We start from the raw sequence: 24,565 nt of genomic DNA, 5'->3' as shown, positions 1-24,565 counted from the left end.
CACCTGAAGGGGCCCGCGCCGTGCCCGTCACGCCCGGCGCCGAGGTCCCGCCCCCGGAGACGACGGATACTCCCGCCCGTCGTCTCCGGGGGGTCCCGCGCCAGCGCCACCGGACCACCGGCGACGGCAAGGGCCCGGCCGCCCGGGGCAGGGGCACCCTCGCCTTCGTCGAGAGCCCGGTGCAGCTGCTGAACGTCCTGGAATGGGCGCACACGGCACAGGCCACCGCACTCACCGTCGTCGTGCTCTCGCCGCACGACCCGATGACCCGCGGCCAGCTGCGCCGGATGGCCGAACTCGCCCGCGACGAAGGCCATGCGGTGCGCTGGGAAGAGGCCCGCGGCGGCCCCACCGCCCCGGTGCGCACCATCGGCGGGCTCACCCCGATGCTGCGCCGCGCCGGGCGCATCGTCATCGGCGACCCGTTCTCCCGCTACGTCCAGCTGCTGCTCACCCTCACCAAGGCGCGCGATCTGGTCGTCGTCGACGACGGCACCGCCACCATGGAGTTCATCTCCCAACTCGCCCGCGGCGAACGGCTGGTGCGCTGGCACCGCAACGGCAGCGGGCGCGGCGCCCGGGACCTGGCCTTCGCGCCGTTCTCGGCCACCGCCAGGCGCCGGCTCACCCCCACGCCCGAGGGCGGCCGGCGCACCGTCGGCCTGTTCAGCTCGATGCCCGTCGAGGTACCGCCCGGCGTCGAGGTCACCGCCAACGACTTCGCCTGGACCCGCGGTCGCTTCGGCCCGCCCCGGCTCACCCGCGCCGCCGACATCGTCGGCACCTCGCTGGTGGAGACCGGCGTCGTGGACGCCGACCGCTATCTGGCCGCGGTCGGCGCCCTGGCCCGTACGCACGGCGCCACCCGCTACTTCGCGCACCGCAAGGAGAGCACCGAGAAGCTGCGCCGGCTGTCCGCCGAAACCGGCCTGGAGGTCGTCCGCCCGGACCTGCCGCTGGAGCTGATCGCCCGGCGCGGCCCCATCGGAGCGCTGATCGTCAGCTTCCCCTCCACCGTCGTGCACACCCTGCCACTCGCCCTGCTCGGCACCGAGGTCAAGGTCGCGGTCTGCGACATCGATCCGCAGTGGCTGACCGCCCACGCCTCACCGCGCGCCCAGGGTTTCCTCGACGGCGTCACCGGCACCGCCCGGGACGTCCAGCGGCTGCCCTTCACCCAGCAGATGGCCGCCGGCTGAGGACCGGCCGACGTCCGGCCGGGCGGACGACGGCACCGCGCAGGAAGCCCTACTGCATACCCTTCGCATAAACCGTCCATGCGCCGAGCGGCCTAGATTTTCTTCCCCTAACGGGCTGAACTTTTGTTGATCGAGGGACAGTTGCCCCACCCGGGCCCGTAACCTGCCCAGGTGAACCATCTGATGTCCCGCGATGCCGGCTCCGCCCGTACCCCCGCCGGGGACCAGCTCCCCGGCACGCTCCCCGACGCGCTGCGCGCCGAACTCAGCCTGTTCCGGCGCGACTTGCACATGCACCCCGAGCTCGGCAACCAGGAGCTCCGGACCACCGCGGCGATCAAGGAGCGGCTGGAGCGGGCCGGGTTGCGCCCCCGGGTGCTGGCCACCGGCACGGGCCTGATGTGTGACATCGGCACCCCCGACGCCACGGCCGACGGGCAGGCCGTCGCCGCGGACCCCGCCCGCCCCCTGCTGGCCCTGCGCGCGGACATCGACGCCCTGCCCATCCCCGACACCAAGGACGTCGACTACGCCTCGACGATCGCCGGCCGGGCGCACGCCTGCGGCCACGACGTCCACACCACCGTCGTCCTCGGCGCCGGCCTGGTCCTCGCCGAACTCGCCCGCACCGGCGCCCTGCCGCGCCCGGTCCGGCTGATCTTCCAGCCCGCCGAGGAGGTGCTGCCCGGCGGTGCCTCCGACGCGATCGAGTCCGGCGTCCTGGAAGGCGTCGGCCGGATCCTCGCCGTCCACTGCGACCCGCGCGTCGACGCCGGCCGGATCGGGCTGCGGGTGGGAGCGATCACCTCCGCCTGCGACCGTCTGGAGGTCGGACTCGACGGCCCCGGCGGTCACACCGCCCGCCCGCATCTGACCACCGACATGGTCACCGCCGCGTCCCGGGTCGCCCTCGACGTCCCGGCGCTGCTCTCCCGCCGGGTCGACGCCCGCGCGGGGCTCGCGGTCACCTGGGGCCGCCTGGCCTCCGGCCACGCCTGCAACGTGATCCCGCAGCACGCCGAGCTCTCCGGCACCGTCCGCTGCCTCGACCTCGACGCCTGGCGGCAGGCTCCGGACCTGGTCCATGCGGCGATCGACGAGGTCGCCACGCTGCACGGCGCGAAGTCGCAGATCACCTACGTCCGCGGGGTGCCGCCGGTGGTCAACGAGCCGGTCACCGTCCAGCTGCTGCACTCCGCGATGACCGCCCGCCGCGGCGAGGGCGCCATCGAGGACACCGAGCAGTCCCTCGGCGGCGAGGACTTCTCCTGGTACCTCGAACACGTCCCCGGTGCCATGGCCCGCCTCGGCGTCCACCCACCCGCCGAGACGACCCGCCGCGATCTGCACCGCGGCGATTTCGACGTCGACGAGCGGGCGATCACGGTGGGTGTCGAGCTCTTCACCGCCGCCGCGTTGCTCGACGGTGACCGGGCGTAACCTCGGCGAACCCTGCTCGTCAGCTCGCGTTCGCGACGATCCGATAACGGCTTCCAGCACCCCCTTTATCTGACATCTACGCGCGTTACGATGCCGCGGAATCAGCGCCAATGGAGGCGCTACGAGTCGAAGGGGCCCCTCGTGCGCCGGGTATCCAAGATCGTTGCCGCGGGCATCGCCACCGCGGCCCTCACCTGTTCGCTGACCGCCTGTGGCGCGTCGTCCACCGAGTCCGGAGGCCAGAACAAGGGCGTCGGCCTCGCTTTCGACGTCGGCGGCCGGGACGACCACTCGTTCAACGAAGCCGCTGCCCGCGGTGTGGACAAGGCCGGTAAGGACCTCGGCGTCAAGTCCAAGATGATGACCGCCAAGAACGGCGAGACCGAGGCGGACCGCGAGCAGCGGCTGTCCTCCCTCGCCGAGGCCGGCTTCAACCCCGTCATCGGCGTCGGCTTCAACTACGGCAAGTCCGTCAACAAGGTCGCCAAGGACTTCCCGAAGACCACGTTCGGCGTAGTCGACTCGCCCGCCGAGGCCAAGAACGTCTACGGCATGGTCTTCGCCGAGAACGAGGCCTCCTACCTCGCCGGTGTCGCCGCCGCGCTGAAGAGCAAGACCCACAAGGTCGGCTTCATCGGTGGTGTGAACAACGCGCTGATCCAGAAGTTCCAGGCCGGCTTCGAGCAGGGCGTCAAGGAGACCGACCCCAAGGCGAAGGTCACCTCCGAGTACCTCTACGCCAACGACGACAAGGGCTTCAACGACCCGGCCGCCGCCAAGGGCAAGGCCAAGGGCATGCTCGACTCCGGCATCGACGTCATCTACACCGCGGCCGGCCAGTCCGGCAACGGCTCGATCGAGACGGTCGCCGGCAAGAAGGGCACCTGGGCGATCGGCGTCGACTCCGACCAGTACCTCCAGCCCGGTCTGGCGAAGTACAAGGGCTCGATCCTCACCTCGGTGATGAAGAACGTCGACGTGGCGGTCTACGACCTCGTCAAGAGCGTCAAGGACAAGAAGCCGCTGACCGGCACCAAGAGCTACACGCTCAAGGACGACGGCGTGCGCCTGTCCACCTCGGGCGGCTTCATCAACGACATCCAGGGCAAGATCGACGCGGCGAAGAAGAAGATCGCGTCGGGCCAGGTGAAGGTCAAGGAGACCCCCGCCAAGTAGCAGGGCACCAACGGGCCCGGCGCGGTGGCCACCGAGCCGCCGCGCCAGGCCCGTTCGCCGGAGCGACCCGGCAGCCCCTTCGGCTTTTTTCAGGCGCCGACACTACGCGCGTAGCGCGGGAGTTGGCGCGATACCGTCGCCTCCCCGCTCCTCCGTACCACTCCCTGTCCCCCGAGGAGAGTGCGCCATCAAAGCGTCCAGCAGCCCCCAGGCAGGCAGCGCCCCCGCCGCAGCACCCGCGGTGGAACTCCGCGGGATCACCAAGCGGTTCCCGGGCGTCGTCGCCAACCACGACATCGACATCACCATCCACCGCGGCACCGTCCACGCGCTCGTCGGTGAGAACGGCGCGGGCAAGTCCACGCTGATGAAGATCCTCTACGGCATGCAGAAGCCGGACGAGGGCACCATCCGCATCGACGGCGAACAGGTCAGCTTCCACAGCCCGGCCGACGCGATCGCCCGCGGCATCGGCATGGTGCACCAGCACTTCATGCTCGCCGACAACCTCACCGTCCTGGAGAACGTCGTCCTCGGCGGCGAGAAGCTGCACGGCATCAGCGGCAAGGCCCGCGCCGAGATCCTCAAGATCTCCGACCGCTACGGCCTCGGTGTCCGCCCCGACGTCCTCGTGGAGGACCTCGGTGTCGCCGACCGCCAGCGCGTGGAGATCCTCAAGGTCCTCTACCGCGGCGCCCGCACCCTCATCCTCGACGAGCCGACCGCGGTCCTGGTCCCCCAGGAGGTCGACGCGCTCTTCGACAACCTGCGGGAGCTCAAGGCCGAGGGCCTGACCGTCATCTTCATCTCGCACAAGCTGGGCGAGGTGCTCTCGGTCGCCGACGACATCACCGTCATCCGGCGCGGCACCACCGTCGGCTCCGTCGTCCCCAGCGAGACCACGCCCAAGCAGCTCGCCGAGCTGATGGTCGGCAGCGAGCTGCCGTCGCCGCAGACCCGCGAGTCGACGGTCACGGACGTGGAGATGCTGAAGGTCGAAGCGCTGCGGCTGACCACCACCGACGCCGAGGGAGTGGCCCGTACCGTCCTGGACGATGTGTCGCTGACCATCCGCAAGGGCGAAGTGCTGGGCATCGCGGGTGTCGAGGGCAACGGCCAGGCCGAACTGGTCGAGGCCCTGATGGGCATGCGCGACCCCGACAGCGGCACCATCGAGCTGGACGGCACCGACATCAGCCACGCGCCGACCCGCACCCGGCGCGAGGACGGCATCGGCTACATCCCCGAGGACCGCCACCGGCACGGCCTGCTGCTGGAGGCCCCGCTGTGGGAGAACCGCATCCTGGGCCACGTCACCGAGAAGCCCAACGCCAAGGGCCGGCTGCTGGACCTCAAGGCCGCCCGCGCCGACACCGAGCGGATCGTCGCCGCGTACGACGTCCGTACCCCCGGCATCGAGGTCACCGCGGCCTCGCTCTCCGGCGGCAACCAGCAGAAGCTGATCGTCGGCCGCGAGATGAGCCACCACCCCAAGCTGCTCATCGCCGCACACCCCACCCGGGGCGTGGACGTCGGCGCCCAGGCGCAGATCTGGGACCAGATCCGCGAGGCGCGCCGGGAAGGGCTGGCCGTGCTGCTGATCTCGGCCGACCTCGACGAGCTGATCGGGCTGTCCGACAACCTGCGGGTCATGTACCGCGGGCGGCTGGTCGCCGACGCGGACCCCGCCACCATCACCCCGGAGGAGTTGGGCTCGGCCATGACCGGCGCCGCAACCGGCCACCTTGAAGCATCTGACAACGGCTCCGCCGAGGGCCCGTCGACGGAGGAAGGTGATTCCGAGTGAAGAAGTTCGCCAGGTTCGACAAGAACAAGGTGATCCTCGGGATCGCCGCCCCCGTCCTCGCCATCGTGGCGGCCCTGCTGATCACTTCGGTGATCATCCTGGCCACCGGCAAGGACCCGCTGCACGCCTACGCCGTGATGGCCGACTTCGGCTCGAAGAGCGACAGCCAGGTGTGGATCATCAACAAGGCGGTCCCGTACTACCTGTCCGCGCTGGCCGTCGCCATCGGCTTCCGGATGAACCTCTTCAACATCGGCGTCGACGGCCAGTACCGCATCGCGGCGTTCTTCGCCGCGGTGGTCGGCGGTGCCCTGACGCTCCCCGGCTTCCTCCAGATCCCGCTGATCATCCTCGTCGCGATGCTGGTCGGCTCGGTCTGGGCGGGCATCGCGGGTCTGCTGAAGACCACCCGCGGCGTCAGCGAAGTGATCACCACGATCATGCTGAACGCCATCGCGGCGGCGGTCATCGGCTACTTCCTCCAGGACGGCCGGCTCGCGGTCAAGGACGGCAACCTCTTCCACACGCCGAACCTCCCGGCCTCCAGCCACTTCTTCACCCTCCCCACCCAGCCCGCTCCCCTCGACGGCTTCCTCGTCGTCGCCGTGGTCGTCGGCTTCGTGTACTGGTTCGTGCTCAACCGCACCCGCTTCGGCTTCGACCTCCGCACGGTCGGCCAGTCCGAGTCCGCGGCCGAGGCGGGCGGCGTCAGCGTCAAGCGGATGATCGTCACCTCCATGCTGCTGTCCGGCGCCGCGGCGGGCCTGATCGGCATGCCGACGCTGCTCGGCGAGTCGTACAACTACGGCACCGACTTCCCCATCGGCATCGGCTTCACCGGCATCGCCATCGCGCTGCTGGGCCGCAACCACCCGGTCGGCATGGCCTTCGGCGCGCTGCTGTGGGGCTTCCTCGAACGCACCGGCACCCAGCTCGAATTCGAGGACTACCAGCAGGAGATCGTCGGCGTGATGCAGGGCGTCATCGTGCTCTGCGTCGTCATCGCCTACGAGCTCGTGCGCCGTTACGGCCTCAGACTCCAGCAGCGGCAGGTCGGCGAGCAGCTCGCCGCCCAGGCCCGTAAGACCGACAAGGCGGAGGTGACCTCGTGAGCGAACGGAGTGAGCGAACCATCGAGAGGTGCGTGCCGTGCGAATGCGCGGCCGAGCGAAGCGAGGTCTCGGCATGAGTACGAACCTCACGGCCCCGGTCGCGGAGAGCACCGGCCACAAGCACAAGCCCAAGCCCCCCAGGATGAAGCTCACCTACCCCAAGGTGCTGCTGATCATCGCGGGCGCGCTGATCCTGCTGTCCCTGCTGCGGGTCATCACCGGCGCCAACAACCTGACCGAATCCGGCCAGTACACCGCGGCACTCAACGCCGCCGTGCCGATCGGCCTGGCCGGCCTCGGCGGCCTGTGGGCCGAGCGCTCCGGCGTCATCAACATCGGCCTCGAAGGCATGATGATGCTCGGCGCCTTCTCCGCCGGCGCGGTCGGCTGGGAGCACGGCCCGTGGGCCGCGGCCCTGGCCGGCATCGTCGGCGGCGCATTCGGCGGACTGCTGCACGCCCTCGCCACCGTCACCTTCGGTGTCGACCACATCATCTCCGGCGTCGCCATCAACATCATGGCGCTCGGCATGACCCAGTTCCTCGCCAAGCTGTGGTTCGGCGCGGAGGGCAGCGCGGCCGCCGCGGCCGGCGGCAACGACAAGCAGTCGCCACCGATGCCCGACATGCCGACCTTCACCGTCCCCGGCCTGTCCGACTGGCTCTACTCCATCGAGCAGCACCACTGGTTCCTGGTCTCCGACGTGGCCGGCATCTGCGGCTCCCTGGTCAGCAATGTCTCCTGGCTGACGGTGCTGACCGCCGTCCTCTTCGTGCTCACCTTCTTCGTCCTGTGGCGCTCCTCCTTCGGGCTGCGGCTGCGCTCCTGCGGTGAGGGCCCGATCGCGGCCGAATCGCTCGGCGTCAACGTCTACCGCTACAAGTACGCGGCGGTGGTCGTCTCCGGTGCGCTGGCCGGACTCGGCGGCGCCTTCCTCGCGATCTACGTGCACATCTACCAGGACGGCCAGACCGGCGGCCGTGGCTACATCGGCCTCGCCACCATGATCTTCGGCAACTGGCGCCCGGGCGGCGTCGCCATGGGCGCCGGCCTGTTCGGCTTCATGGACGCGCTCCAGCTGCGCGGCGGCGGCCCCACCGTCCATGCGCTGCTGCTCCTGCTCGCCGTCCTGCTCGTCGGCCTCGCGGTGTGGAAGCTGCGCACCGGCTACCGCACCCAGGCCGTCATCAGCCTGGTCTGCGCGGTGCTGCTCGCCGTCTGGTACCTCACCACGACGACCGTCGCCCTGGAGATCGTCAGCGTCGCCCCGTACATCACCACGCTGCTGGTACTCGCGCTGGCCGCCCAGCGACTGCGGCCCCCGAAGGCCATCGGCAAGATCTACCGAAGGGGCCAGGGCAAGTGACCACCGCTCCCGACTGGGAGTCGTTGCGAGGGCAGGCCCGGGACGCGATGTCCCGGGCCTACGCCCCGTACTCCCGCTACCCCGTCGGCGCCGCCGCCCTGGTGGACGACGGCCGCATCGTCACCGGCTGTAACGTCGAGAACGCCTCGTACGGCCTCTCGCTCTGCGCGGAATGCGGCCTGATCTCCGCCCTGCACGCCGGCGGCGGCGGTCGCCTGACCGCCTTCACCTGCGTGGACCACGCCGGCGACCTGCTCGTCCCCTGCGGCCGCTGCCGCCAACTCCTCCACGAACACGGCGGCCCCGACCTCCTGGTCGACACGGCGGCCGGCATCCGCCCGCTGTCGGAGCTGCTGCCGGATGCGTTCGGGGCGGGGCATCTGAAGGGATGACGGGGCGGCCGGCTGATGGCGGCTCTGCGGTACGGCATGGAGTCGCGGGCGTCCAGCAAGCGGCTCCGGGATCGCGCACGCCCCGGAAGTCACGGAGCAGTAGAACGCTCCCGCCAGCCCGGTCCAGGCGCGGGTAGTCACACCGCCTCTCCCTCACTCGTTCGAGGGGAGGGAGAGCACTTGCGCCGGATACGCTGACGCACGGGATCAGAATCACGCCCATGGGAGTAGCCATGACCACCTCCGCCGCTGGGCAGCCACTCATTCCCCAGCCCCCTGCCACGGTTGCCGCACTGCGACAGGCGATCAGCCAGATCGCGCCCGCAGCGCTGCCGGCCTTCACACGGGAGTTGGACCAAGCGGCCGACCAGTCCCGGCAGGGCTCCGACCTGGCACCGCTCCAGCGGTTCATCGCCCAGTGGGCCGCCTATGTCCACATCCAGCGTCAGCCCGACGTGGCAGCGGACCTCCGCCGGTGGGAGAACGCTGCCGAATCGGGCGACGCGGCTCAGGCACGGCAGGCGGCCTCCGAGATCGGCCGGATCCTGGACGAAGCCCACGCCGCCATCGGACTCCCGGCGCGGTGAGCGCTGACTGGCGCTGGGAGTACGACCCCGACCACGAACATGTGGCGGGCGGTATACCCGGTCACGTGGTGACGGAAGTGGAACGTCTGGCCGGCCAGCTCGTAGACCTTGCAAAGACGGGCATCGACGTCAGCGATTTCGGCAACGGTCCCCGACCGGGAGGCCTGCGCCGCATGGACGCGGCCGGCGGCTGGTTCTACTTCCTCGTGGCACCACGTGCCCCGCTGATCATCATCGTCCGCATCATGCCACCGTTCGACGCGCTGTAGCCGTCGCCACTGAAGCATCGTGCGTACCTAGGGTTACTTGGCACGCGAGTCCCGTAGGCACCGGGGTCTCCTGCCCGGTGGGCATCACACCGGCGCCAGATGCGACAGACAAGTAGCTGCCCGCCTCCATCAGATCGGCCGTGGCCCCGACAGGGTCTAACTGTGCTACGGCCTCTGTTGTTCCGCGGACCTACCGGTCCGACTCCGCACCACAGGCATTTTTCCTGGTGCCCTTTTCGGTCAAGTGGCCCTGGAGGCAAGGCGTGTGCCTCCCCTCGACTCGCCAGGATTCAAGGCATGGCGAGTCCAGGGGCAAGGACATCCATGCTCTTGCCGGGGAAAGTGAGGACCAGGTGGCCGCTGCGCCGGTGGCTCTTCGCGCGGTACTTCGGCTTTCCGGGCGGCCGCGCCTCCTCGACTGGCGTTGGCTTTTGTCCCCATCGGTAGGCGACGCCGCTGGTGACTTCCACCGGACCGCGCGACCTGTGGGCACCGATGGAAGAAGCCCACCAGCTGTGGCGGCGGCTCAACCGGCCACGACGCGAGTGGTTCAGCATCGAGGCCGGCCCCGCTGAGCAGACCGTGACCTACGCGGAACCGGACGGCCAGCTCCACCGCTGGACGCTGTAGCCGACACCGGCGGCAGCGCACCGCCCCTGGGGCCGCCCCAGGGGCGGCCGCCCGCCGCCCCTGGCCACCCCGGCGTCTATGCGTGTAGAACGGACCTACCCGTTCGAAAGGAACCGTCCATGGACGTCATCTCCGTCATCCGTACCAAGCGCGACCGCGGCGAGCTGACCCCCGCTCAGATCGACTGGGTCATCGACGCCTACACCCGCGGCGAGGTCGCCCACGAGCAGATGTCGTCCCTGGCGATGGCCATCTTCCTCAACGGCATGAACCGCACGGAGATCGCCCGCTGGACCGCCGCCATGATCGCCTCCGGCGAGCGCATGGACTTCTCCTCCCTGCCCCGCCCCACCGCCGACAAGCACTCCACCGGCGGTGTCGGCGACAAGATCACCCTCCCGCTCGCCCCGCTCGTCGCCGCTTGCGGTGCCGCCGTCCCGCAGCTCTCCGGCCGGGGCCTCGGCCACACCGGCGGCACCCTCGACAAGCTCGAAGCCATCCCCGGCTGGCGCGCGACCCTCTCCAACGACGAGATGCTGAACGTCCTCCGCGACGTCGGCTCCGTCATCTGCGCCGCGGGCGACGGTCTCGCCCCCGCCGACAAGAAGCTCTACGCGCTCCGCGACGTCACCGGCACCGTCGAGTCCATCCCGCTCATCGCCTCCTCGATCATGTCCAAGAAGATCGCCGAGGGCACCGGCTCCCTCGTCCTGGACGTCAAGGTCGGCTCCGGCGCCTTCATGAAGCACCTCGATGACGCCCGCGAACTGGCCTCCACCATGGTCGAGTTGGGCACCGACCACGGCGTGAAGACCGTCGCCCTGCTCACCGACATGGCCACCCCCCTCGGCCGGACCGCCGGCAACGCCCTCGAAGTCCGCGAATCCGTCGAGGTACTGGCCGGCGGCGGCCCCCAGGACGTCGTCGACCTCACCCTCGCCCTCGCCCGCGAAATGCTCGACGCGGCCGGCCTCAAGGACGCCGACCCGGCCAAGGCACTGGCCGACGGCTCCGCCATGGACCACTGGCGCCGCATGATCGCGGCCCAGGGCGGCGACCCCGACGCGACCCTCCCCGTCGCCCGCGAACACCACGTCGTCACCGCCGCCTCCTCCGGCACCCTCACCACCCTCGACGCCTACGCCGTCGGCCTCGCCGCCTGGCGCCTGGGCGCCGGCCGCGCCCGCAAGGAGGACCCGGTCCAGGCGGGCGCGGGCATCGAGATGCACGCCAAGCCCGGCGACACCGTCACCGCCGGCCAGCCCCTGCTGACGCTGCACACCGACACCCCCGAGAAGTTCCCCTACGCCCTGGAGGCCCTCGACGGCGGCGTCCTCGTCGGCCCCGAGGAGGCGGCCTTCGCCGCCACCCCGGTGGTGCTGGAGCGGATCGCCTGACCTGGGGTTTTCCCGTATGGGTGAACGGGACCTGCGGGCTGCCGCGGGTCCCGTTCGGCGTGGTGGAGTCGGGGGTGAAGTGAAGCCGAGGAGCCGCCGTGATTCCACTCACCGCCGAGCATTACCCGCAGGAGGGCCGCGTTTGGGAGGCCCTCGTCCGCATCTGGGAGGACACCGAGGCCCCTGAGGGCTGCATGGTGGAGATCATCGACGGCGTCATCACCGTGGCGCCGCCGCGCGACACTCTGCAGAACGTGATCGTCTGCACGCTGCAACGCCCTCTTTACTCCGTCATGCCGGATGACTGGGGCGCCTATCAGAAACTCGGCCTGGCCCTTCCCGCCCGCCGCGGAATCTACGTCCCGCACCTTGTCGTGGCGCCCGAAGCCGCACTGAGCGTCGCCGGTTACGTCACTCCCGCCGCAGCCGCCGAACTCGTCGTCGAGATCACCTCGGTGACGAACGCGGTGCACGCACGGACCCAGAAGCGCGCCGGATACGCCTGCGCGGGCGTCCCGCTCTACCTGCTTGTGGACAAGTGGGCCCCGGGTGGCCCGATCCTCACCCTCTACGGCGAGCCCGAGGGCGAGACGTATCGCAGGCGCAGCACCATGAAGTTCGGCGAGCCGGCCCACCTCCCCGACCCGTTCGGCGTGACCATCGGCACGGACGACTTCCTGTCGCCATGACCACCCGCCGCACATGGACGAAGAGCCCGCCCCACCAGGACAGGTGGCAGGGCGGGCCCTTCGGACCGAGGGGTGTTACGCGGCCTTCTCCAGGTGGAGGAGCCGGCGTTCGGCCACGGCCTTGCGGGTGGCGTAGAGGGTGATGGAGGCGGCGGCGACCATCGCGACGAGGCCGAGGAGGACGGTGCCCTCCCAGCCGACGGCGTAGAAGGCGGCGGCGCCGAGTGCGCCGCCCAGGCTGCTGCCGGTGTAGTAGGCGCACTGGTAGAGGGCCGACGCCTGGGCGCGGGCCGTCTTGGCCGTGCGGCTGACCGAGGACGAGGCGACCGCGTGGCCCGCGAAGAAGCCCGCGGTGATCAGGATGAGCCCCGCCAGGACGGCGTACACCGAGTCGGCCAGCGAGAGCAGCAGGCCCGTGGAGGTGGTGCCGACGGCCAGGTAGAGGGCGCCGCGACGGCCCGTGCGGGCGACCAGCTTGCCGGCCGCGGCCGAGGAGACCGTACCGACCAGATAGACCACGAAGATCGAACCGACGATGCCCTGCGGGAGGTTGAACGGCTCGGCGACCAGGCGGTAGCCGATGACCGTGTAGACCGCGCCGAAGACCGTCATGAACAGCCCGCCGATGGCGTAGAGACGGCGCAGCAGCGGGTCGGCGAGGTGGCCGCCGAGCGTACGGGCCAGTGCCCGCGGGCCCACCGAACGGGACACGAAATGCCGGGCCTTGGGGACCAGCAGCCGGAACGTCACCGTGCAGACGACGGCCAGCACACCCACCGCGCCGAGCGCGGCGCGCCAGCCCCAGGCCTGGGCCACCCAGCCGGTCACGATCCGGCCGGACATCCCGCCGATGCTGTTGCCCGCCACGAACAGTCCGATGGCCGCCACCAGGGCCTTGGCCCGTACCTCCTCGGCCAGGAACGCCATCGCCGAGGCCGGCAGCCCGGCCAGCGCCACACCCTGGATGCCGCGCAGCGCGATCAGGACGCCGAGCGACGGGGCGAACGGCACCAGCATCGCGATCAGCGTGGCCACCGTGAGGGACACCGTCATCAGCGTGCGCCGGCCGAAGCGCTCGGAGACCGCGCTCAGCGGGATCACGCCGAGCGCCAGGCCGAAGGTGGCCGCGGACACGGTCCAGCTGGCCTGGTCGGGGCTCACCGCGAGGTCGGTGGAGATCGCGGGCAGCAGCGCCTGCGTGGAGTAGAGCAGCGCGAAGGTGGCCACTCCGGCGGCGAAGAGGGCGAAGCTCATCCGGCGGTAGCCGGGGCCGCCCGGCCGCAGCTTGGCCGACTCTGGGTCGGTCGTGGCGGCGGAAGAAGAGGAGCCGGTGGACGACGGGGGAGAGGCGGCCGCACGGTCGGTGACGGACGCCCCGGTATCAGCGGGAGGCATGGTTTGAAAGTAGGCCTCTGAGTTTCATGCGTCCAATGCATGGAAACGGCATAATCAATGCTGTGATGCATGATCGCAGGTCAGGAGAGCCTCTGTTGCAAGGTCGCAACAGAAAAGACGCCGCAACGACAGCTCGTGGCGGTGGGGAGGCGGAGGCGGCCGAGCTCGGCACCGGCTCCTGGGCGGCCGTTCTCGCCCCGCGGCTCGCCCAGTTCACCGCCGTCGCCCGGCACGAACACGTCACCCGCGCCGCGCTGGAGCTCGGCATCCCGCAGCCCACCCTCAGCCGCGCCCTGGTCCGCCTGGAGGACGACCTCGGTGTCGCCCTCTTCGCCCGGCACGGCCGCACCCTCTCCCTCACCCCGGCCGGCCGCGCCTTCCTCGCCTCCACCGAACGGGCGCTGACGGACCTGGAACGGGCGACCGAATCCGTACGGGCCGACGTCGACCCGGCGGCCGGGAAGGTGGCGTTCGGCTTTCTGCACACCATGGGCTCGGAGACCGTGCCCGGCCTGATCCGCAGCTTCCGCGCCGACCACCCGCGGGTGCGCTTCCAGCTCGTCCAGAACTACGGCGAGGCGATGATCGAGCGGCTGCGCGCCGGTGACCTCGACCTGTGTCTGACCTCGCCGGTCCCCGACTACCCGGACCTGGTCGCCCGGCGGCTCGACGAGCAGAAGCTGCGCCTGGTCGTCCCGGACGACCACCCGCTGGCCGCCCGCAAGCGGGTCCGGCTCGCGGAGGCGGCCGGGGAACTGTTCGTCACCCTCGAACCCGGCTACGGGCTGCGCCGGATCACCGATGCGCTGTGCGCCGAGGCGGGCTTCACCCCACGGGTCGCGTTCGAGGGGGAGGAGGCCGAGACGCTGCGCGGACTGGTCGCGGCGGGGCTGGGGGTGGCGCTGCTGCCGCCGCCCGCCGTGCCGCGGCCCGGGGTGGCCGAGCTGACCGTCACCGCGCCGCGGGCGGTCCGCGAGATCGGCGTCGCCTGGCTGGAGGGCCACCCGGACACCCCGCCGGTGGCCGCGTTCAAGAAGTTCCTGCTGAGCCGGCGGGGGAAGCTGCTGCCCCGGTGACGAGCATTGCCGCGCGGGGGAGGGCGTCAGTGCCGCAGCGACGCGCCGAAGCCCGCCGCCAGCGGCATCCGCAGCCCGAGCGGCGGCGGTGCGGCCAGCGCGTCCCGCACCGGCCGGGCGAAGTCCCGCGCGAACAGCGAGCCCAGCATGAAGTCGGCCGCCAGGGCCTGGACTTCGCCGCGGTGCTGGTGCAGCGAGTGGCCGTCGGAGTGCACCTCGAAGCGGCAGGTGTCGCGGTTGACCTTCTTGGCGCGCTCGGCGTAGCGGTAGGACAGATCGGGGTCGGTGCGTTCGTCGTTGGTGCCGTGCACCAGCAGGACCTGCCGGCCGATGAGCTGTTTGACCGGATCGGGCTGCGCCCGGTCCTGCTGCGGGTCGGGCAGCCAAGGAGCCAGCGCCAGTACGGAGTTGACGGCCGGATGCCCGGCGGCGTGCAGGGCGGCGCGGGCCCCCATGCCCGTCCCCACCAGGCAGACCGGCACATCGCCGTAACGGCGGACGACCTCCTCCAGGGCCCAGGCCGCATCGTTCGCCGGATGGGCCGCGGTCCCGTTCCAGCCGCTGTGGCGGTAGCGCACGACATGAGCCGTCAAGCCCTCGGGCCGCCCCGCCTTCGCCAGCCGGCGCGCCAGCGGACGCATCGCCAGCGCCGTCACCGGCGACGGCCGCCGCACCCCCGTCGGCCCGCCCCCGGGCAGCAGCAGCGCCACCCCGCTGACCTCCCGGCCGCCACCACCCCTCCACCGGAGCGCCTCGCGCGCCCCGTCCCTGCCACTCGTTCCCAGCGGTTTTCCCAGCCGGGCTTCGCGCACCGGCAGTGCTTGCTGAGCCATGACCAGAACGATGGCAGATCGTGGCGTGCCCGCCACCCTGCGGACGGGTCACTGTTACGTATCGTTCGGCGATATCTACGCGCGTAGGGGCTAGAGTGCCGAAATGACGAGCGAGACCACCACCCTTCCGACCAGTGAACAGATCCGCCGTGCCCCCAAGGTGCTGCTCCACGACCACCTCGACGGCGGCCTGCGCCCCGCCACCGTCGTCGAGCTGGCCCGCGAGACCGGCTACGAGGGACTGCCCGAAACCGACCCGGAAAAGCTCGGGGTCTGGTTCCGTGAGGCCGCCGACTCCGGCTCGCTGGAGCGCTACCTGGAGACCTTCGCGCACACCTGCGCCGTCATGCAGACCCGCGACGCACTGGCCCGGGTGGCCGCCGAGTGCGCCGAGGACCTCGCGGCCGACGGCGTCGTCTACGCCGAGGTCCGCTACGCGCCCGAGCAGCACCTGGAGCAGGGCCTGAGCCTCGAAGAGGTCGTCGAGGCCGTCAACGAGGGCTTCCGCGAGGGCGAGCGGCGGGCCCGCGAGAACGGCCACCGCATCCGCGTCGGCGCCCTGCTGACCGCCATGCGGCACGCCGCCCGCGCCCTGGAGATCGCCGAACTCGCCAACCGCTACCGCGACACCGGCGTCGTCGGCTTCGACATCGCGGGAGCCGAGGCCGGCTACCCGCCCACCCGCCACCTCGACGCCTTCGAGTACCTCAAGCGGGAGAACAACCACTTCACCATCCACGCCGGTGAGGCCTTCGGCCTGCCGTCCATCTGGCAGGCCCTGCAGTGGTGCGGCGCCGACCGCCTCGGTCACGGCGTCCGGATCATCGACGACATCGAGGTCGCCGACGACGGCTCGGTCAAGCTCGGCCGGCTCGCCTCGTACGTACGGGACAAGCGCATCCCGCTGGAGATGTGCCCGACCTCCAACCTCCAGACCGGCGCCGCCGCGTCCTACGCGGAGCACCCCCTCGGCCTGCTGCGCCGGCTGCAGTTCCGGCTCACCGTCAACACCGACAACCGGCTGATGAGCGGGACGAACATGTCCCTCGAATTCGAGCACCTGGTCAAGACATTTCGATACACGCTCGATGACATGCAGTGGTTCACAGTCAATGCGATGAAATCAGCGTTCATTCCTTTCGATGAACGACTGGCCATGATCAATGACGTCATCAAGCCCGGTTATGCGGAACTCCGGGCCGAATGGCTGTTCCGCCCGGCAGCCACAACGACCCCTGTGAGCAGCGGTTCTGACTCTGTGTAAGGGAAAGTGTGAGCGTATAGCGCAGCGGCCGGTGGATTGTCCACCGGCCGTTTTTCCATTCGCCTCGGCTGTTTGCGGCGCCGGTTGGCACATCAGTAGGTTGATTGGCCGGTCAAGCCCCCATCAACGAGGACGTAATTCGATGAAGCAGGGAACCATCAAGACTCTCGGTGTCGCCGCCCTCGGCGCCGCCTTCGCCGTCACCGCCGCGGGCGTCGCCAGCGCCGCCCCGGCGGTCGCCGCCGGGGACACCACCGGCGTGCTGCACAGCCTGCCGGTGAAGGACGCCGCCAAGACCGTCTCCGGTCTCACCAAGACCAAGGCGACCGGCAACGACGTCAAGACCAAGATGAACTCCCAGGGCAACAAGCTGCTGGGCGGCCTGCCGACCAGCGCCGTCACCAAGACCCTCCCCCTCGGTGGCTGAACCTTCCCCCAGGCCCGTCCCGTGAGGGACGCGCAGGGCACTCTGCCCCGGTCTTACGCCCTCGTGCGTACGGCCGGGGCATTGCTGTGGGGCAGGGGAACGGGCCGGGCGTGCGGCCAGCGGCCGGGCCCGGGGCCGTCGGCCGGCCGGGTCACCAGGAGGTGGCGGCCCTGGCCCGGTCCTCGGAGGGCAGGAGTATCCACAGCGCCAGGTAGACCAGGAACTGCGGGCCGGGCAGCAGACACGACAGCACGAAGATCACGCGCATCGTCGTCGGTGTCGTACCGAAGCGCTGGGCCAGGCCCGCGCACACTCCGGCGATCATTCGGTTGTTGCGGGGACGGACCAGTGCGGTGGCCATGACGGCGACTCCTTTGTGACGTGGTGGGACGTGTGCCCCGATGTCTCAAAGGTAGGTCCGGCTGCCGGAGAGGACATCAGCCTGCGGAGCCACCTCGACCCTGGGGATCCTCGGGGTTCTCCCCCTGAGCTGCTCCTCCCGGCGACGGAGCCGGCACCGGGCCCCGGGGACGACCGCCAGATGCACCAGGGCCACCCCGAGCGTGCCCAGCAGCACCGAGTCGATGTCCGGGACCCGTCCGGGTACCCCTGACTGCAGCAGCTCGATGGCCAGCGCGATCATCGCCCCGGCGAACGTGGTCCGGGCGAACGACACCAGGGGCGAAACGTTCAGCCGGCCTGCCGAGAGGGGCAGCAGCACCCCCAGCGGCGCCAGCAGCATCACCGAGCCGCCCAGATGCTCGACGGCCTGCCACGACGGGCCGAGCGCCAGCTCGGCACGGATCGTCGCCAGCGGTTCCAGATTCGCGGCCGGCACCCACGGCACCGTGCGAGGACGCAGCGTCAGCCAGCTGACGATCAGCAGATGCGCCACGAGGAGAAGCAGTCCGGTGACGCGCATACGGGGGTCGGCGGTGGTGCCGGGGCCATGACGCTGCACACAGGCCAGGACGCCATGAGCGGGGGCTGCGGTTCCGCCCCCTTGCGCCTCTCTTGGCCCGCCCCTTCACCCCACGTCGGACAGCGGGTCCCCCCACCCGGCGTTCTCCGCGATGTCCGGATTGGCCAGCACATCCGCGGAACAGTCGAAGCGGTGCGCCGTATCGTCGCCCGGCCCGCCCAGCACCGCCGCATGCGTACGGCCCAGCGCCGCGCTCGCGCCGTAGGTGCACACCAGCTGCGCCAGCGCGAAGGACGGCAGATCGTCCGGCCGGATGCTCAGGCGCAGCGCATCCGACGGATCACCGGACCGCGGCCCCGTGACCTTCAGATGCGGCGGCAGCGCGCTGCTGAAGCCGGCCTTCTCCTCGTCGGGCGAGGGCCGCCGCTGCAACTCGGTCAGCAGCGCCCGGGCGGTCGGCAGCCGCGGGTCGGTGGCCGGCGACCCCTTGGGCAGCGTCACCGTCCGCTCCACCTGCGCCAGCGCCGAACCGCACACCAGATAGACGGAGGCCTGGGTGGTGCCCGGTGTGCCCGGCGCCGTCCCGGCCGCCGGCGCCTTGCAGCTCACCCGGGACGGCGCACCGCCCGCATCGACGGGGACGGACGTACCGCGGATCCCGCAGCCCGCGACGGCGAGCGCGAGCGCCGCCACGGCGCCGGCGCGCCGCCCTGTCCGCCTGGTCGGCGTCATCGGTCGCCCTCCGTACCCTCGTCCGCCGCGCCGTCGTCCCGGCCGCGCTCCCGGTCGCCGTCCGCCAGCGGGGAGGCGTCCATCGGCAGCCGCAGCGTGAAGACCGCGCCGCCCTCGGGGAGGTTGGCCGCGGTGATCTCCCCACCGTGGATGTGCGCGTTCTCCAGCGCGATCGACAGGCCCAGACCGCTGCCCTCCGACCGCGGCCGGGAGGCGCTCGCCTTGTAGAAACGGTCGAAGACATGCGGAAGGACCTCTTCCGGGATGCCGGGGCCATGATCCCGTACCCGGATCACCAGCGTCCCGCCCCCGGGCCGCCCCGCCTCCGCGCCGTGCCCGGACCGCTCCGGCCCGCCGTCCCCTGCACCGGCCTGCGGCCCGCCGTCCTCCTCCGGCCCGGCCGAAGGGCCTGCCGCATCGGCGGCGCCGAGGGCCGTGCTGCCCGTCCGGCCGGCCGCCCCGGCACCCGCCGCGGCCTCGGTGCGGACCGAAACCCGCACCGGGGAGCCGCCGTGCTTGAGGGCGTTGCCGATCAGATTCGCCAGGATCACATCCAGCCGCCGCGGGTCCAGCCGGGCCACGATGCCGCGGTCCGCGTCCAGATCGACCGCGTCCAGCCAGGCCCGGGCGTCGATACAGGCGGTCACCTGGTCCGCGACATCGACATCGTCCAGCACCAGCCGGGCCGTGCCCGCATCGAAGCGGGTGACCTCCATCAGGTTCTCGACCAGGTCGTTCAGCCGCCGGGTCTCGCTGACCACCAGCTGCACCGCGGGCGCGATCATCGGATCGAGGGACTCGGCCTCCTCCTCCAGCACCTCGGAGACCGCGGTGATCGCGGTCAGCGGCGTCCGCAGCTCGTGCGACATATCGGCGACGAACCGCCGGGACGCCGCCTCCCGCCCGCTCAGCTCCTCGACCCGCTGCTCCAGCCGCTCCGCCGTACGGTTGAAGGTCCGTGAAAGGTCCGCGAGTTCATCGGTGCCGGTCACCCGCAGCCGGGTGTCCAGCCGCCCCTCGCCGAGCTGCCGCGCCGCATGCCCCAGCCGCTGGACGGGTCGCAGCACCGTCGTCGCCGCGGCCTGCGCCAGCAGCGCCGAGCCGACCAGCGCCAGCGCCGTCGCGATCCCCAGCGACCAGGCCAGCGAGTTGAGGTCCTGCTGCTCGGTGGCCAGCGACTTGATCATGTAGCCGGTGGGGCCGCCGCCGGTCACCTTCGCCCCGGCCACCAGATAGGGAGTGTCCTGGACCTCCCTGCGCTGCCAGTACAGATGGTGCGCATAGCGGTTGGACTCATCGACCGGACGCGCCTCGTTGACCGCCGTACGCAGCGACGCCGGCACGGTGGTGAGCGTCAGCAGATCCTTGTCGGTGGTGGCCGCACAGTCCTTGCCCTTGCTGTCCACCCCGATCAGCAGCACCGCGTAATTCTGCGGCCCGGCCGCCATCTGCCGCGCCGCGTCCTGGAGTTCGGCACAGCGCGGACGCAGCGGCAGCGACCGGGTGCTGTCCTCCAGCGCCTTGCGGAAGTCGTTCAGCACGGCATTCTGGGTGCGGTCCAGCACGGTGTTGCGGTTGAGCCAGTACGCGATACCGGACGCGGAGACCGCCGCGGTCAGCGCCACCAGCGCAAAGACCACCACCAGCCGCAGCCGCAGACTCGTCCAGCGCAGCAGTCCCGACGCCCGGCGCAGCAGCCGCAGCGCCCGCCGGCCGCCCGCGGGCGCGCCGGCGTCCCCGCCGCCCGCGGTGTCCTCCTCCGTGGCGCCGCTCGCGGAACGTTCCCTCACTGCGGCGAATCCAGCCGGTAGCCGACACCACGGACCGTACGGATCAGCGTCGGCGAGGACGGCACGTCCTCCACCTTCGCCCGCAGCCGCTGCACACACGCATCCACCAGACGCGAGTCACCGAGATAGTCGTGCTCCCACACCAGCCGCAGCAGCTGCTGGCGGGACAGCGCCTGACCCGGCCGGCGGCTCAGCTCCAGCAGCAACCGCAGCTCGGTCGGTGTCAGTTGCAGATCCTCGCCGTTCTTGGTGACCGTCATCGCCGAGCGGTCGATCACCAGCGAGCCGAACGTCGCCGAATCGCTCGACTCCCGCTCACCACGGCGCAGCACGGCCCGGATCCGGGCGTCCAGCACCCGCCCCTGCACCGGCTTGACCACATAATCGTCGGCGCCCGACTCCAGCCCCACCACGACGTCGATGTCATCGTTACGCGCGGTGAGCAGGATGATGGGCAGCTGGTCCGTACGCCTGATCCGCCGGCACACCTCGAAGCCGTCGATGCCCGGCAGCATCACATCCAGCACGATCAGGTCCGGGCGCTGCTCACGCAGCAGCTTCAGGCCGTCCTCGCCCGTCGCCGCGGTCACCACACGGTGACCCTGGCGGGACAGCGAGAGTTCGAGGGCCGTGCGGATGGCGTCGTCGTCCTCGATCAGCAACAGGAAAGGCACCCGGCCATTCTGTCCCATGGGGCGCCGAGACATCGACCAGTGGCGCTTTCGTACACAAGGCCCGCATCCCCCGCACCCCGGCGACGCGCCGCACCGGGCCCCTGTGACAGGCCTGTGACAGTCGGCGGACAACGCGATGAAACTGGGTTGGCAGTCTTTTGGGCACCGGGAGAGATCAACAACCGGGACACACCGAACGAGCTGGCTCTACGACGGGGGGCGCGCGATGAACACACTGCACGGCACCACTACCAGCGCAGTTATCACGCGACTCCACGACGTCGTCAGGAACGGCGAGAAGTCCGCAGGGGCCACCTCCCTGCGGGGAGCGTGCACACGCGGCCCCGGACGTCAGCGGACGCCCTACCGGGTGGCCATCGACGCCACGACCGTGACGCTCGACGGGGGAAACGGGCAGCGCACGGGAGACGCCGCCCACAACGGGGGAACGGAGTACGGGGAGGCCACGGGGGAACGGCGCTCCGCGTCGCAGGAGGCCGAGGCCGAAGCGGCCTTCACCGCCTACGTCCAGGAGCGCCGCGCCTCCCTGTACGCCACCGCCTACCACCTGACCGGCGACCGCTACGAGGCCGAGGACCTGCTGCAGAGCGCCCTGTTCTCGACCTACCGGGCCTGGGACCGGATCAGCGACAAGGCGGCGCTCGGCGGCTATCTGCGCCGCACCATGACCAACCTGCACATCAGCGCCTGGCGCCGGCGCAAGCTCAACGAGTACCCGACCGAGGAGCTGCCGGAGACGGCGGGCGACGTGGACGCGATGCGCGGCACCGAACTGCGCGCCGTGCTGTGGCAGGCGCTGGTCCGGCTGCCCGAGACCCAGCGCACCATGCTCGTACTGCGCTACTACGAGGGCCGCACGGACCCGGAGATCGCGGACATCCTCAACATCAGTGTCGGCACGGTGAAGTCGAGCATCTGGCGCGCCCTGCGCCGGCTGCGCGAGGACGAGGTCCTCAGCTTCGGCCGTGACGAGGAGGAGTCCTTCGGCGAGCTGGTGGCCTGAAGGACGGGGGGAAAGCCCGAGGGGGACCGGGGGGAAGCCCGAGGGGGATACGGGGGAACCGGCACGAACCAAGCGCTCGGCGCTCGGTGACGGCCGGACGTATCGGGGGATACGGGGGAACACGGGGGAAGAAAAGCGGGTTCGGACGACCGGGGGGGCCGTCCGAACCCGCTTCTTCATGCGTACGCGGCCCCACGACCGCAGGCGGCCGGCGCAACCGGCCCCCGGCACTTGGCCGAACGGATCCGCGCCTCAGGAACGCGCCGCCGCGCCCACCGCATCCACCGCCCGCGCGGCCGATATCCGGGCCAGCGCCTCCGGCTTGGCACAGGGGTGCGCGCCCAGCGCGGTGAGCCGGGCGACGATCGACCGCTCGCTGCGCATCAGCCGCAGCCCGCGGCGCAGCAGATACGGGGCCGGCTTACGGCCCTCGCGCAGATCCCGGGCCAGCCGGCGGCGGAACGTGGTGGACGGACGCCCGCGCAGACACAGCGCATCGGCCAGCAGCCCCGCCGCCCGGCACCGGGCGATGACATCGGCGGCGAAGACCCCCTCCGCGAGGAACAGCGGCGCCCCGCCGAGGTCCAGGCCCGACGCGCCCACCCGGGCACTGGTCGCGATGTCGTACACCGGAACATCGGCGCGCCCCGTACGGCACAACGCCTCGATGGCCGCGACCGCTGCTTCGGCGTCCCAGGACAGCGGCGAGTCCCAGTCGGCGCCGCCGCCGTCGGGCAGTTGCGGCAGGGTCGGGTCCGTCCCCTCCTTGTAGAAGTCGTCGAGCGTGAGGACGGGCAGGCCACTGCACGCGGCCAGGGACGACTTGCCGGAGCCCGAAGGGCCGGTCAGCAGCACGACCCGGGCGGGAGGGCCGCCCTGCTCATGGGGGTCCCCCCGCTTGAGCGAAGCCGAGAGTGGGGGAGGAGTCGAGAGCGCGGGGGAGGACGGCCGGGAGGAGGAGTGAAGGCTCACGGGCACCCATTGTCGCGCATTGGCCCGTGTGGGGTACCCCTGGCGCGCGAGGTGGATCGGCCCCCGCACCTCAACTACGCTACGCAGTCAACCGATTACCGAGCCGCTCTCGCTCGCACAGCACTTCGACCGCTTCGACCCCACAGGCAGGTGGCACATGCCCTCCCACGCACGTCCCAAGCCCAGCCGCATCCCCCGCACCCTGCTGCGCGCGGGCCTGGTGATCTCCGCGGCCGGTGCGGCGATCGCGGCGGGCGGTGCGGCAACGGCGAGCGCCGCCCCCGCCTCCGCCACCCAAGGCAGCACCGACACCGGCGCCGCGGCCTCCGCGCTGACCGGCGCGGTGCTGCACTCCACGGCCGGCGGCGTCGGCCCGGTCAAGGACCTCAAGGTGGACCCGCTGGCCAACACCGCCGTCGACCCGCTCGCCAACACCGTGGGCGCCCAGGTCGCCGACTTCAAGCCGGTGGGCACCACCGTGGTGACCGGTCCTCTCTCCAGCGGCAGCACGCTCCGGAACCTGCCGTTGGTGGGGACGTTGACGAGGGTGTTGCCGGGGTGAGGTCCCGCGCGGCTGGCGTGGTCCCGGCGTCCGTGGGGCGTCCGGACCGGCCGCGGGCCCGGCCGCCGGCCCGTTCGTCGGGGCCCCGGCCGACCCGGGTTCAGCGCCCGGCCCGGGGTCAGCGCCCTTGGAACGCCGTGACCATCGCCTCCATGTCCTCCTGAAACGAACAACTCAGCGCCAGCCACGAGCCGTCGACGAAGACGAGGTCGAAGCGGCCACGCGGGAACGTCATACGCGGCCTGGGCCGCAGCTCCGCGATGTTCGAGAGCTGTATCTGCACGGCGAGTTCCAGCTCGGGCTCGCGCTCCCGCCACCCCGTGGCCTGGTCGGTCAGCACGAACAGCCGGCGGTCGGTGAGCGCCTGGTGCTGGAGCGAGCCACCCGCGTTGGTGACCTGGACGAGGAATCGGCCGGCCATGCTGGTCCAGTCGCCCTCCATGGTCTTGCCGAACAGCGCGCGGTTCGCGGCGTCGTCGAGCGCGTCCTCGATGTCCTCCTGGGCCTCGTTGAGTGTCTCCGCCACGTTTCCGGCGGCGCGCGTCAGCCGGTTGTTGACCAGCCCGTTGTTGAGCAGGCGGCTGTCGGAGGGTCGGCGCTCGGCCGTCCCGACGGACGGCTGCGACGCCTTGTCGAGGACATCGCTCAGCTTCCCCAAGAGACCCTTCGGGCGCGACGACCGCTTCCGCGGCGCCTTGAGATGGGCGGGCACGAGCGGGAGGTCGGGGTACTCGGAGTAGTCCCGGGCCTCCCAGAGCACCTCGCTGGGCTGGAGGAACCGGCGGCAGGGGGTGGCATGGTCGATCTTCGGCATACGGTCATTCTCCTCG

Annotated in this window: 26 protein-coding genes; 17 read left to right on the top strand and 9 right to left on the bottom strand. The window is 71.2% G+C overall.

All coding sequences use genetic code 11. From position 1 onward, the window contains the following. Nucleotides 1-20 precede the first annotated feature (20 nt). The 12 genes from CPH93_RS12690 to CPH93_RS12635 all read left to right on the top strand — a co-directional run bounded on the left by CPH93_RS12690 (nucleotide 21) and on the right by CPH93_RS12635 (nucleotide 12,064). On the top strand, nucleotides 21-1,199 hold the full coding sequence (locus tag CPH93_RS12690) for a hypothetical protein (protein WP_096212901.1): 1,179 nt from the start codon (nucleotides 21-23) through the stop codon (nucleotides 1,197-1,199). 183 nt (nucleotides 1,200-1,382) lie between these two features. Then, nucleotides 1,383-2,639: an amidohydrolase gene (locus CPH93_RS12685; protein ID WP_096215415.1), complete on the top strand. Its 1,257-nt coding sequence runs from the start codon at nucleotides 1,383-1,385 to the stop codon at nucleotides 2,637-2,639. A gap of 141 nt (nucleotides 2,640-2,780) precedes the next feature. Continuing rightward, nucleotides 2,781-3,815, top strand: coding sequence for a BMP family lipoprotein (locus tag CPH93_RS12680; protein WP_093484817.1), 1,035 nt, complete (start codon nucleotides 2,781-2,783; stop codon nucleotides 3,813-3,815). A 130-nt stretch (nucleotides 3,816-3,945) separates the two neighbouring features. Further along, nucleotides 3,946-5,622, top strand: a complete 1,677-nt coding sequence (locus CPH93_RS12675) for an ABC transporter ATP-binding protein (RefSeq protein ID WP_371126881.1) — start codon at nucleotides 3,946-3,948, stop codon at nucleotides 5,620-5,622. Then, nucleotides 5,619-6,734 carry an ABC transporter permease gene (locus CPH93_RS12670; RefSeq protein WP_093484819.1) on the top strand — a complete coding sequence of 372 codons (1,116 nt, stop codon included), beginning with the start codon at nucleotides 5,619-5,621 and terminating at the stop codon, nucleotides 6,732-6,734. The genes CPH93_RS12675 and CPH93_RS12670 overlap by 4 nt, the downstream gene beginning before the upstream one ends. A 73-nt stretch (nucleotides 6,735-6,807) precedes the next feature. Then, nucleotides 6,808-8,100: an ABC transporter permease gene (locus CPH93_RS12665; protein ID WP_173909795.1), complete on the top strand. Its 1,293-nt coding sequence runs from the start codon at nucleotides 6,808-6,810 to the stop codon at nucleotides 8,098-8,100. Further along, complete coding sequence (locus CPH93_RS12660) at nucleotides 8,097-8,492, top strand: cytidine deaminase (protein ID WP_096212900.1); 396 nt, start codon at nucleotides 8,097-8,099, stop codon at nucleotides 8,490-8,492. Before CPH93_RS12665 ends, CPH93_RS12660 begins: the two co-directional genes overlap by 4 nt. Before the next feature lie 233 nt (nucleotides 8,493-8,725). Beyond that, the gene (locus CPH93_RS12655) at nucleotides 8,726-9,079 is read left to right on the top strand and encodes a DUF6247 family protein (protein ID WP_093484821.1); all 354 of its coding nucleotides are present in this window, start codon (nucleotides 8,726-8,728) and stop codon (nucleotides 9,077-9,079) included. Further along, nucleotides 9,076-9,348 carry a hypothetical protein gene (locus tag CPH93_RS12650; protein WP_096212899.1) on the top strand — a complete coding sequence of 91 codons (273 nt, stop codon included), beginning with the start codon at nucleotides 9,076-9,078 and terminating at the stop codon, nucleotides 9,346-9,348. Before CPH93_RS12655 ends, CPH93_RS12650 begins: the two co-directional genes overlap by 4 nt. 459 nt (nucleotides 9,349-9,807) lie before the next feature. Further along, a complete protein-coding gene (locus tag CPH93_RS12645; RefSeq protein WP_197708750.1) occupies nucleotides 9,808-9,978 on the top strand; it encodes a hypothetical protein in 171 nt (56 codons plus the stop codon). 119 nt (nucleotides 9,979-10,097) lie between these two features. Next, entirely contained in the window at nucleotides 10,098-11,375 is a 1,278-nt protein-coding gene (locus tag CPH93_RS12640; RefSeq protein ID WP_096212898.1) for a thymidine phosphorylase, read from the top strand. A 98-nt stretch (nucleotides 11,376-11,473) separates the two neighbouring features. Further along, nucleotides 11,474-12,064, top strand: coding sequence for a Uma2 family endonuclease (locus CPH93_RS12635; RefSeq protein WP_231977296.1), 591 nt, complete (start codon nucleotides 11,474-11,476; stop codon nucleotides 12,062-12,064). A gap of 75 nt (nucleotides 12,065-12,139) precedes the next feature. On the opposite strand, the gene CPH93_RS12630 is transcribed toward CPH93_RS12635, so the two are convergent. Continuing rightward, nucleotides 12,140-13,459 (bottom strand): MFS transporter, encoded by a 1,320-nt coding sequence (locus CPH93_RS12630; RefSeq protein WP_093484824.1) that lies wholly within the window; start codon nucleotides 13,457-13,459, stop codon nucleotides 12,140-12,142. Between the two features lie 95 nt (nucleotides 13,460-13,554). Between CPH93_RS12630 and CPH93_RS12625 the strand changes: the two genes are divergently transcribed. Continuing rightward, nucleotides 13,555-14,535 (top strand): LysR family transcriptional regulator, encoded by a 981-nt coding sequence (locus tag CPH93_RS12625; RefSeq protein WP_093484825.1) that lies wholly within the window; start codon nucleotides 13,555-13,557, stop codon nucleotides 14,533-14,535. A gap of 26 nt (nucleotides 14,536-14,561) precedes the next feature. On the opposite strand, the gene CPH93_RS12620 is transcribed toward CPH93_RS12625, so the two are convergent. Then, on the bottom strand, nucleotides 14,562-15,368 hold the full coding sequence (locus CPH93_RS12620; RefSeq protein WP_096212897.1) for an alpha/beta hydrolase: 807 nt from the start codon (nucleotides 15,366-15,368) through the stop codon (nucleotides 14,562-14,564). 103 nt (nucleotides 15,369-15,471) lie between these two features. Between CPH93_RS12620 and CPH93_RS12615 the strand changes: the two genes are divergently transcribed. Both CPH93_RS12615 and CPH93_RS12610 read left to right on the top strand, forming a co-directional pair. Next, nucleotides 15,472-16,632 carry an adenosine deaminase gene (locus tag CPH93_RS12615; protein WP_096212896.1) on the top strand — a complete coding sequence of 387 codons (1,161 nt, stop codon included), beginning with the start codon at nucleotides 15,472-15,474 and terminating at the stop codon, nucleotides 16,630-16,632. A 142-nt stretch (nucleotides 16,633-16,774) separates the two neighbouring features. Continuing rightward, a complete protein-coding gene (locus CPH93_RS12610) occupies nucleotides 16,775-17,059 on the top strand; it encodes a hypothetical protein (protein WP_093484828.1) in 285 nt (94 codons plus the stop codon). A gap of 151 nt (nucleotides 17,060-17,210) precedes the next feature. On the opposite strand, the gene CPH93_RS12605 is transcribed toward CPH93_RS12610, so the two are convergent. The 5 genes from CPH93_RS12605 to afsQ1 form a co-directional block, all read right to left on the bottom strand. After that, nucleotides 17,211-17,420 (bottom strand): PspC domain-containing protein, encoded by a 210-nt coding sequence (locus CPH93_RS12605; protein ID WP_093484829.1) that lies wholly within the window; start codon nucleotides 17,418-17,420, stop codon nucleotides 17,211-17,213. A 45-nt stretch (nucleotides 17,421-17,465) separates the two neighbouring features. Then, nucleotides 17,466-18,020, bottom strand: a complete 555-nt coding sequence (locus tag CPH93_RS12600) for a VanZ family protein (protein ID WP_162501011.1) — start codon at nucleotides 18,018-18,020, stop codon at nucleotides 17,466-17,468. A gap of 66 nt (nucleotides 18,021-18,086) precedes the next feature. Beyond that, nucleotides 18,087-18,713, bottom strand: coding sequence for a hypothetical protein (locus CPH93_RS12595; protein ID WP_231977294.1), 627 nt, complete (start codon nucleotides 18,711-18,713; stop codon nucleotides 18,087-18,089). Then, nucleotides 18,710-20,503 (bottom strand): sensor histidine kinase, encoded by a 1,794-nt coding sequence (locus tag CPH93_RS12590; RefSeq protein ID WP_096212895.1) that lies wholly within the window; start codon nucleotides 20,501-20,503, stop codon nucleotides 18,710-18,712. The genes CPH93_RS12595 and CPH93_RS12590 overlap by 4 nt, the downstream gene beginning before the upstream one ends. After that, nucleotides 20,500-21,177 carry a two-component system response regulator AfsQ1 gene (gene afsQ1, locus CPH93_RS12585; RefSeq protein ID WP_026169550.1) on the bottom strand — a complete coding sequence of 226 codons (678 nt, stop codon included), beginning with the start codon at nucleotides 21,175-21,177 and terminating at the stop codon, nucleotides 20,500-20,502. Before afsQ1 ends, CPH93_RS12590 begins: the two co-directional genes overlap by 4 nt. A 226-nt stretch (nucleotides 21,178-21,403) precedes the next feature. On the opposite strand from afsQ1, the gene CPH93_RS12580 reads away from it, so the two are divergent. Then, complete coding sequence (locus tag CPH93_RS12580) at nucleotides 21,404-22,201, top strand: SigE family RNA polymerase sigma factor (protein ID WP_096212894.1); 798 nt, start codon at nucleotides 21,404-21,406, stop codon at nucleotides 22,199-22,201. Between the two features lie 252 nt (nucleotides 22,202-22,453). On the opposite strand, the gene CPH93_RS12575 is transcribed toward CPH93_RS12580, so the two are convergent. Then, nucleotides 22,454-23,056 (bottom strand): ATP-binding protein, encoded by a 603-nt coding sequence (locus tag CPH93_RS12575; protein ID WP_093484832.1) that lies wholly within the window; start codon nucleotides 23,054-23,056, stop codon nucleotides 22,454-22,456. A gap of 274 nt (nucleotides 23,057-23,330) precedes the next feature. On the opposite strand from CPH93_RS12575, the gene CPH93_RS12570 reads away from it, so the two are divergent. After that, complete coding sequence (locus CPH93_RS12570; protein WP_093484833.1) at nucleotides 23,331-23,735, top strand: hypothetical protein; 405 nt, start codon at nucleotides 23,331-23,333, stop codon at nucleotides 23,733-23,735. A 118-nt stretch (nucleotides 23,736-23,853) separates the two neighbouring features. On the opposite strand, the gene CPH93_RS12565 is transcribed toward CPH93_RS12570, so the two are convergent. Continuing rightward, the gene (locus tag CPH93_RS12565) at nucleotides 23,854-24,549 is read right to left on the bottom strand and encodes a hypothetical protein (protein WP_096212893.1); all 696 of its coding nucleotides are present in this window, start codon (nucleotides 24,547-24,549) and stop codon (nucleotides 23,854-23,856) included. Nucleotides 24,550-24,565: the final 16 nt, after the last annotated feature.

It is taken from the genome of Streptomyces sp. 2323.1 (genome assembly GCF_900221035.1).
GTDB classification, from domain to species: Bacteria; Actinomycetota; Actinomycetes; order Streptomycetales; family Streptomycetaceae; genus Streptomyces; species Streptomyces sioyaensis.
This window is presented reverse-complemented; position numbering and strand designations above follow the sequence as displayed.

Coding starts and splice junctions, on each gene's coding strand:
- CPH93_RS12685 (WP_096215415.1), top strand. CDS start 1,383: ATGTCCCGCGATGCCGGCTCCGCCCGTACCCCCGCCGGGGACCAGCTC.
- CPH93_RS12665 (WP_173909795.1), top strand. CDS start 6,808: ATGAGTACGAACCTCACGGCCCCGGTCGCGGAGAGCACCGGCCACAAG.
- CPH93_RS12655 (WP_093484821.1), top strand. CDS start 8,726: ATGACCACCTCCGCCGCTGGGCAGCCACTCATTCCCCAGCCCCCTGCC.
- CPH93_RS12640 (WP_096212898.1), top strand. CDS start 10,098: ATGGACGTCATCTCCGTCATCCGTACCAAGCGCGACCGCGGCGAGCTG.
- CPH93_RS12630 (WP_093484824.1), bottom strand. CDS start 13,459: ATGCCTCCCGCTGATACCGGGGCGTCCGTCACCGACCGTGCGGCCGCC.
- CPH93_RS12620 (WP_096212897.1), bottom strand. CDS start 15,368: ATGGCTCAGCAAGCACTGCCGGTGCGCGAAGCCCGGCTGGGAAAACCG.
- CPH93_RS12615 (WP_096212896.1), top strand. CDS start 15,472: ATGACGAGCGAGACCACCACCCTTCCGACCAGTGAACAGATCCGCCGT.
- CPH93_RS12610 (WP_093484828.1), top strand. CDS start 16,775: ATGAAGCAGGGAACCATCAAGACTCTCGGTGTCGCCGCCCTCGGCGCC.
- CPH93_RS12605 (WP_093484829.1), bottom strand. CDS start 17,420: ATGGCCACCGCACTGGTCCGTCCCCGCAACAACCGAATGATCGCCGGA.
- CPH93_RS12595 (WP_231977294.1), bottom strand. CDS start 18,713: ATGACGCCGACCAGGCGGACAGGGCGGCGCGCCGGCGCCGTGGCGGCG.
- CPH93_RS12580 (WP_096212894.1), top strand. CDS start 21,404: ATGAACACACTGCACGGCACCACTACCAGCGCAGTTATCACGCGACTC.
- CPH93_RS12570 (WP_093484833.1), top strand. CDS start 23,331: ATGCCCTCCCACGCACGTCCCAAGCCCAGCCGCATCCCCCGCACCCTG.
- CPH93_RS12565 (WP_096212893.1), bottom strand. CDS start 24,549: ATGCCGAAGATCGACCATGCCACCCCCTGCCGCCGGTTCCTCCAGCCC.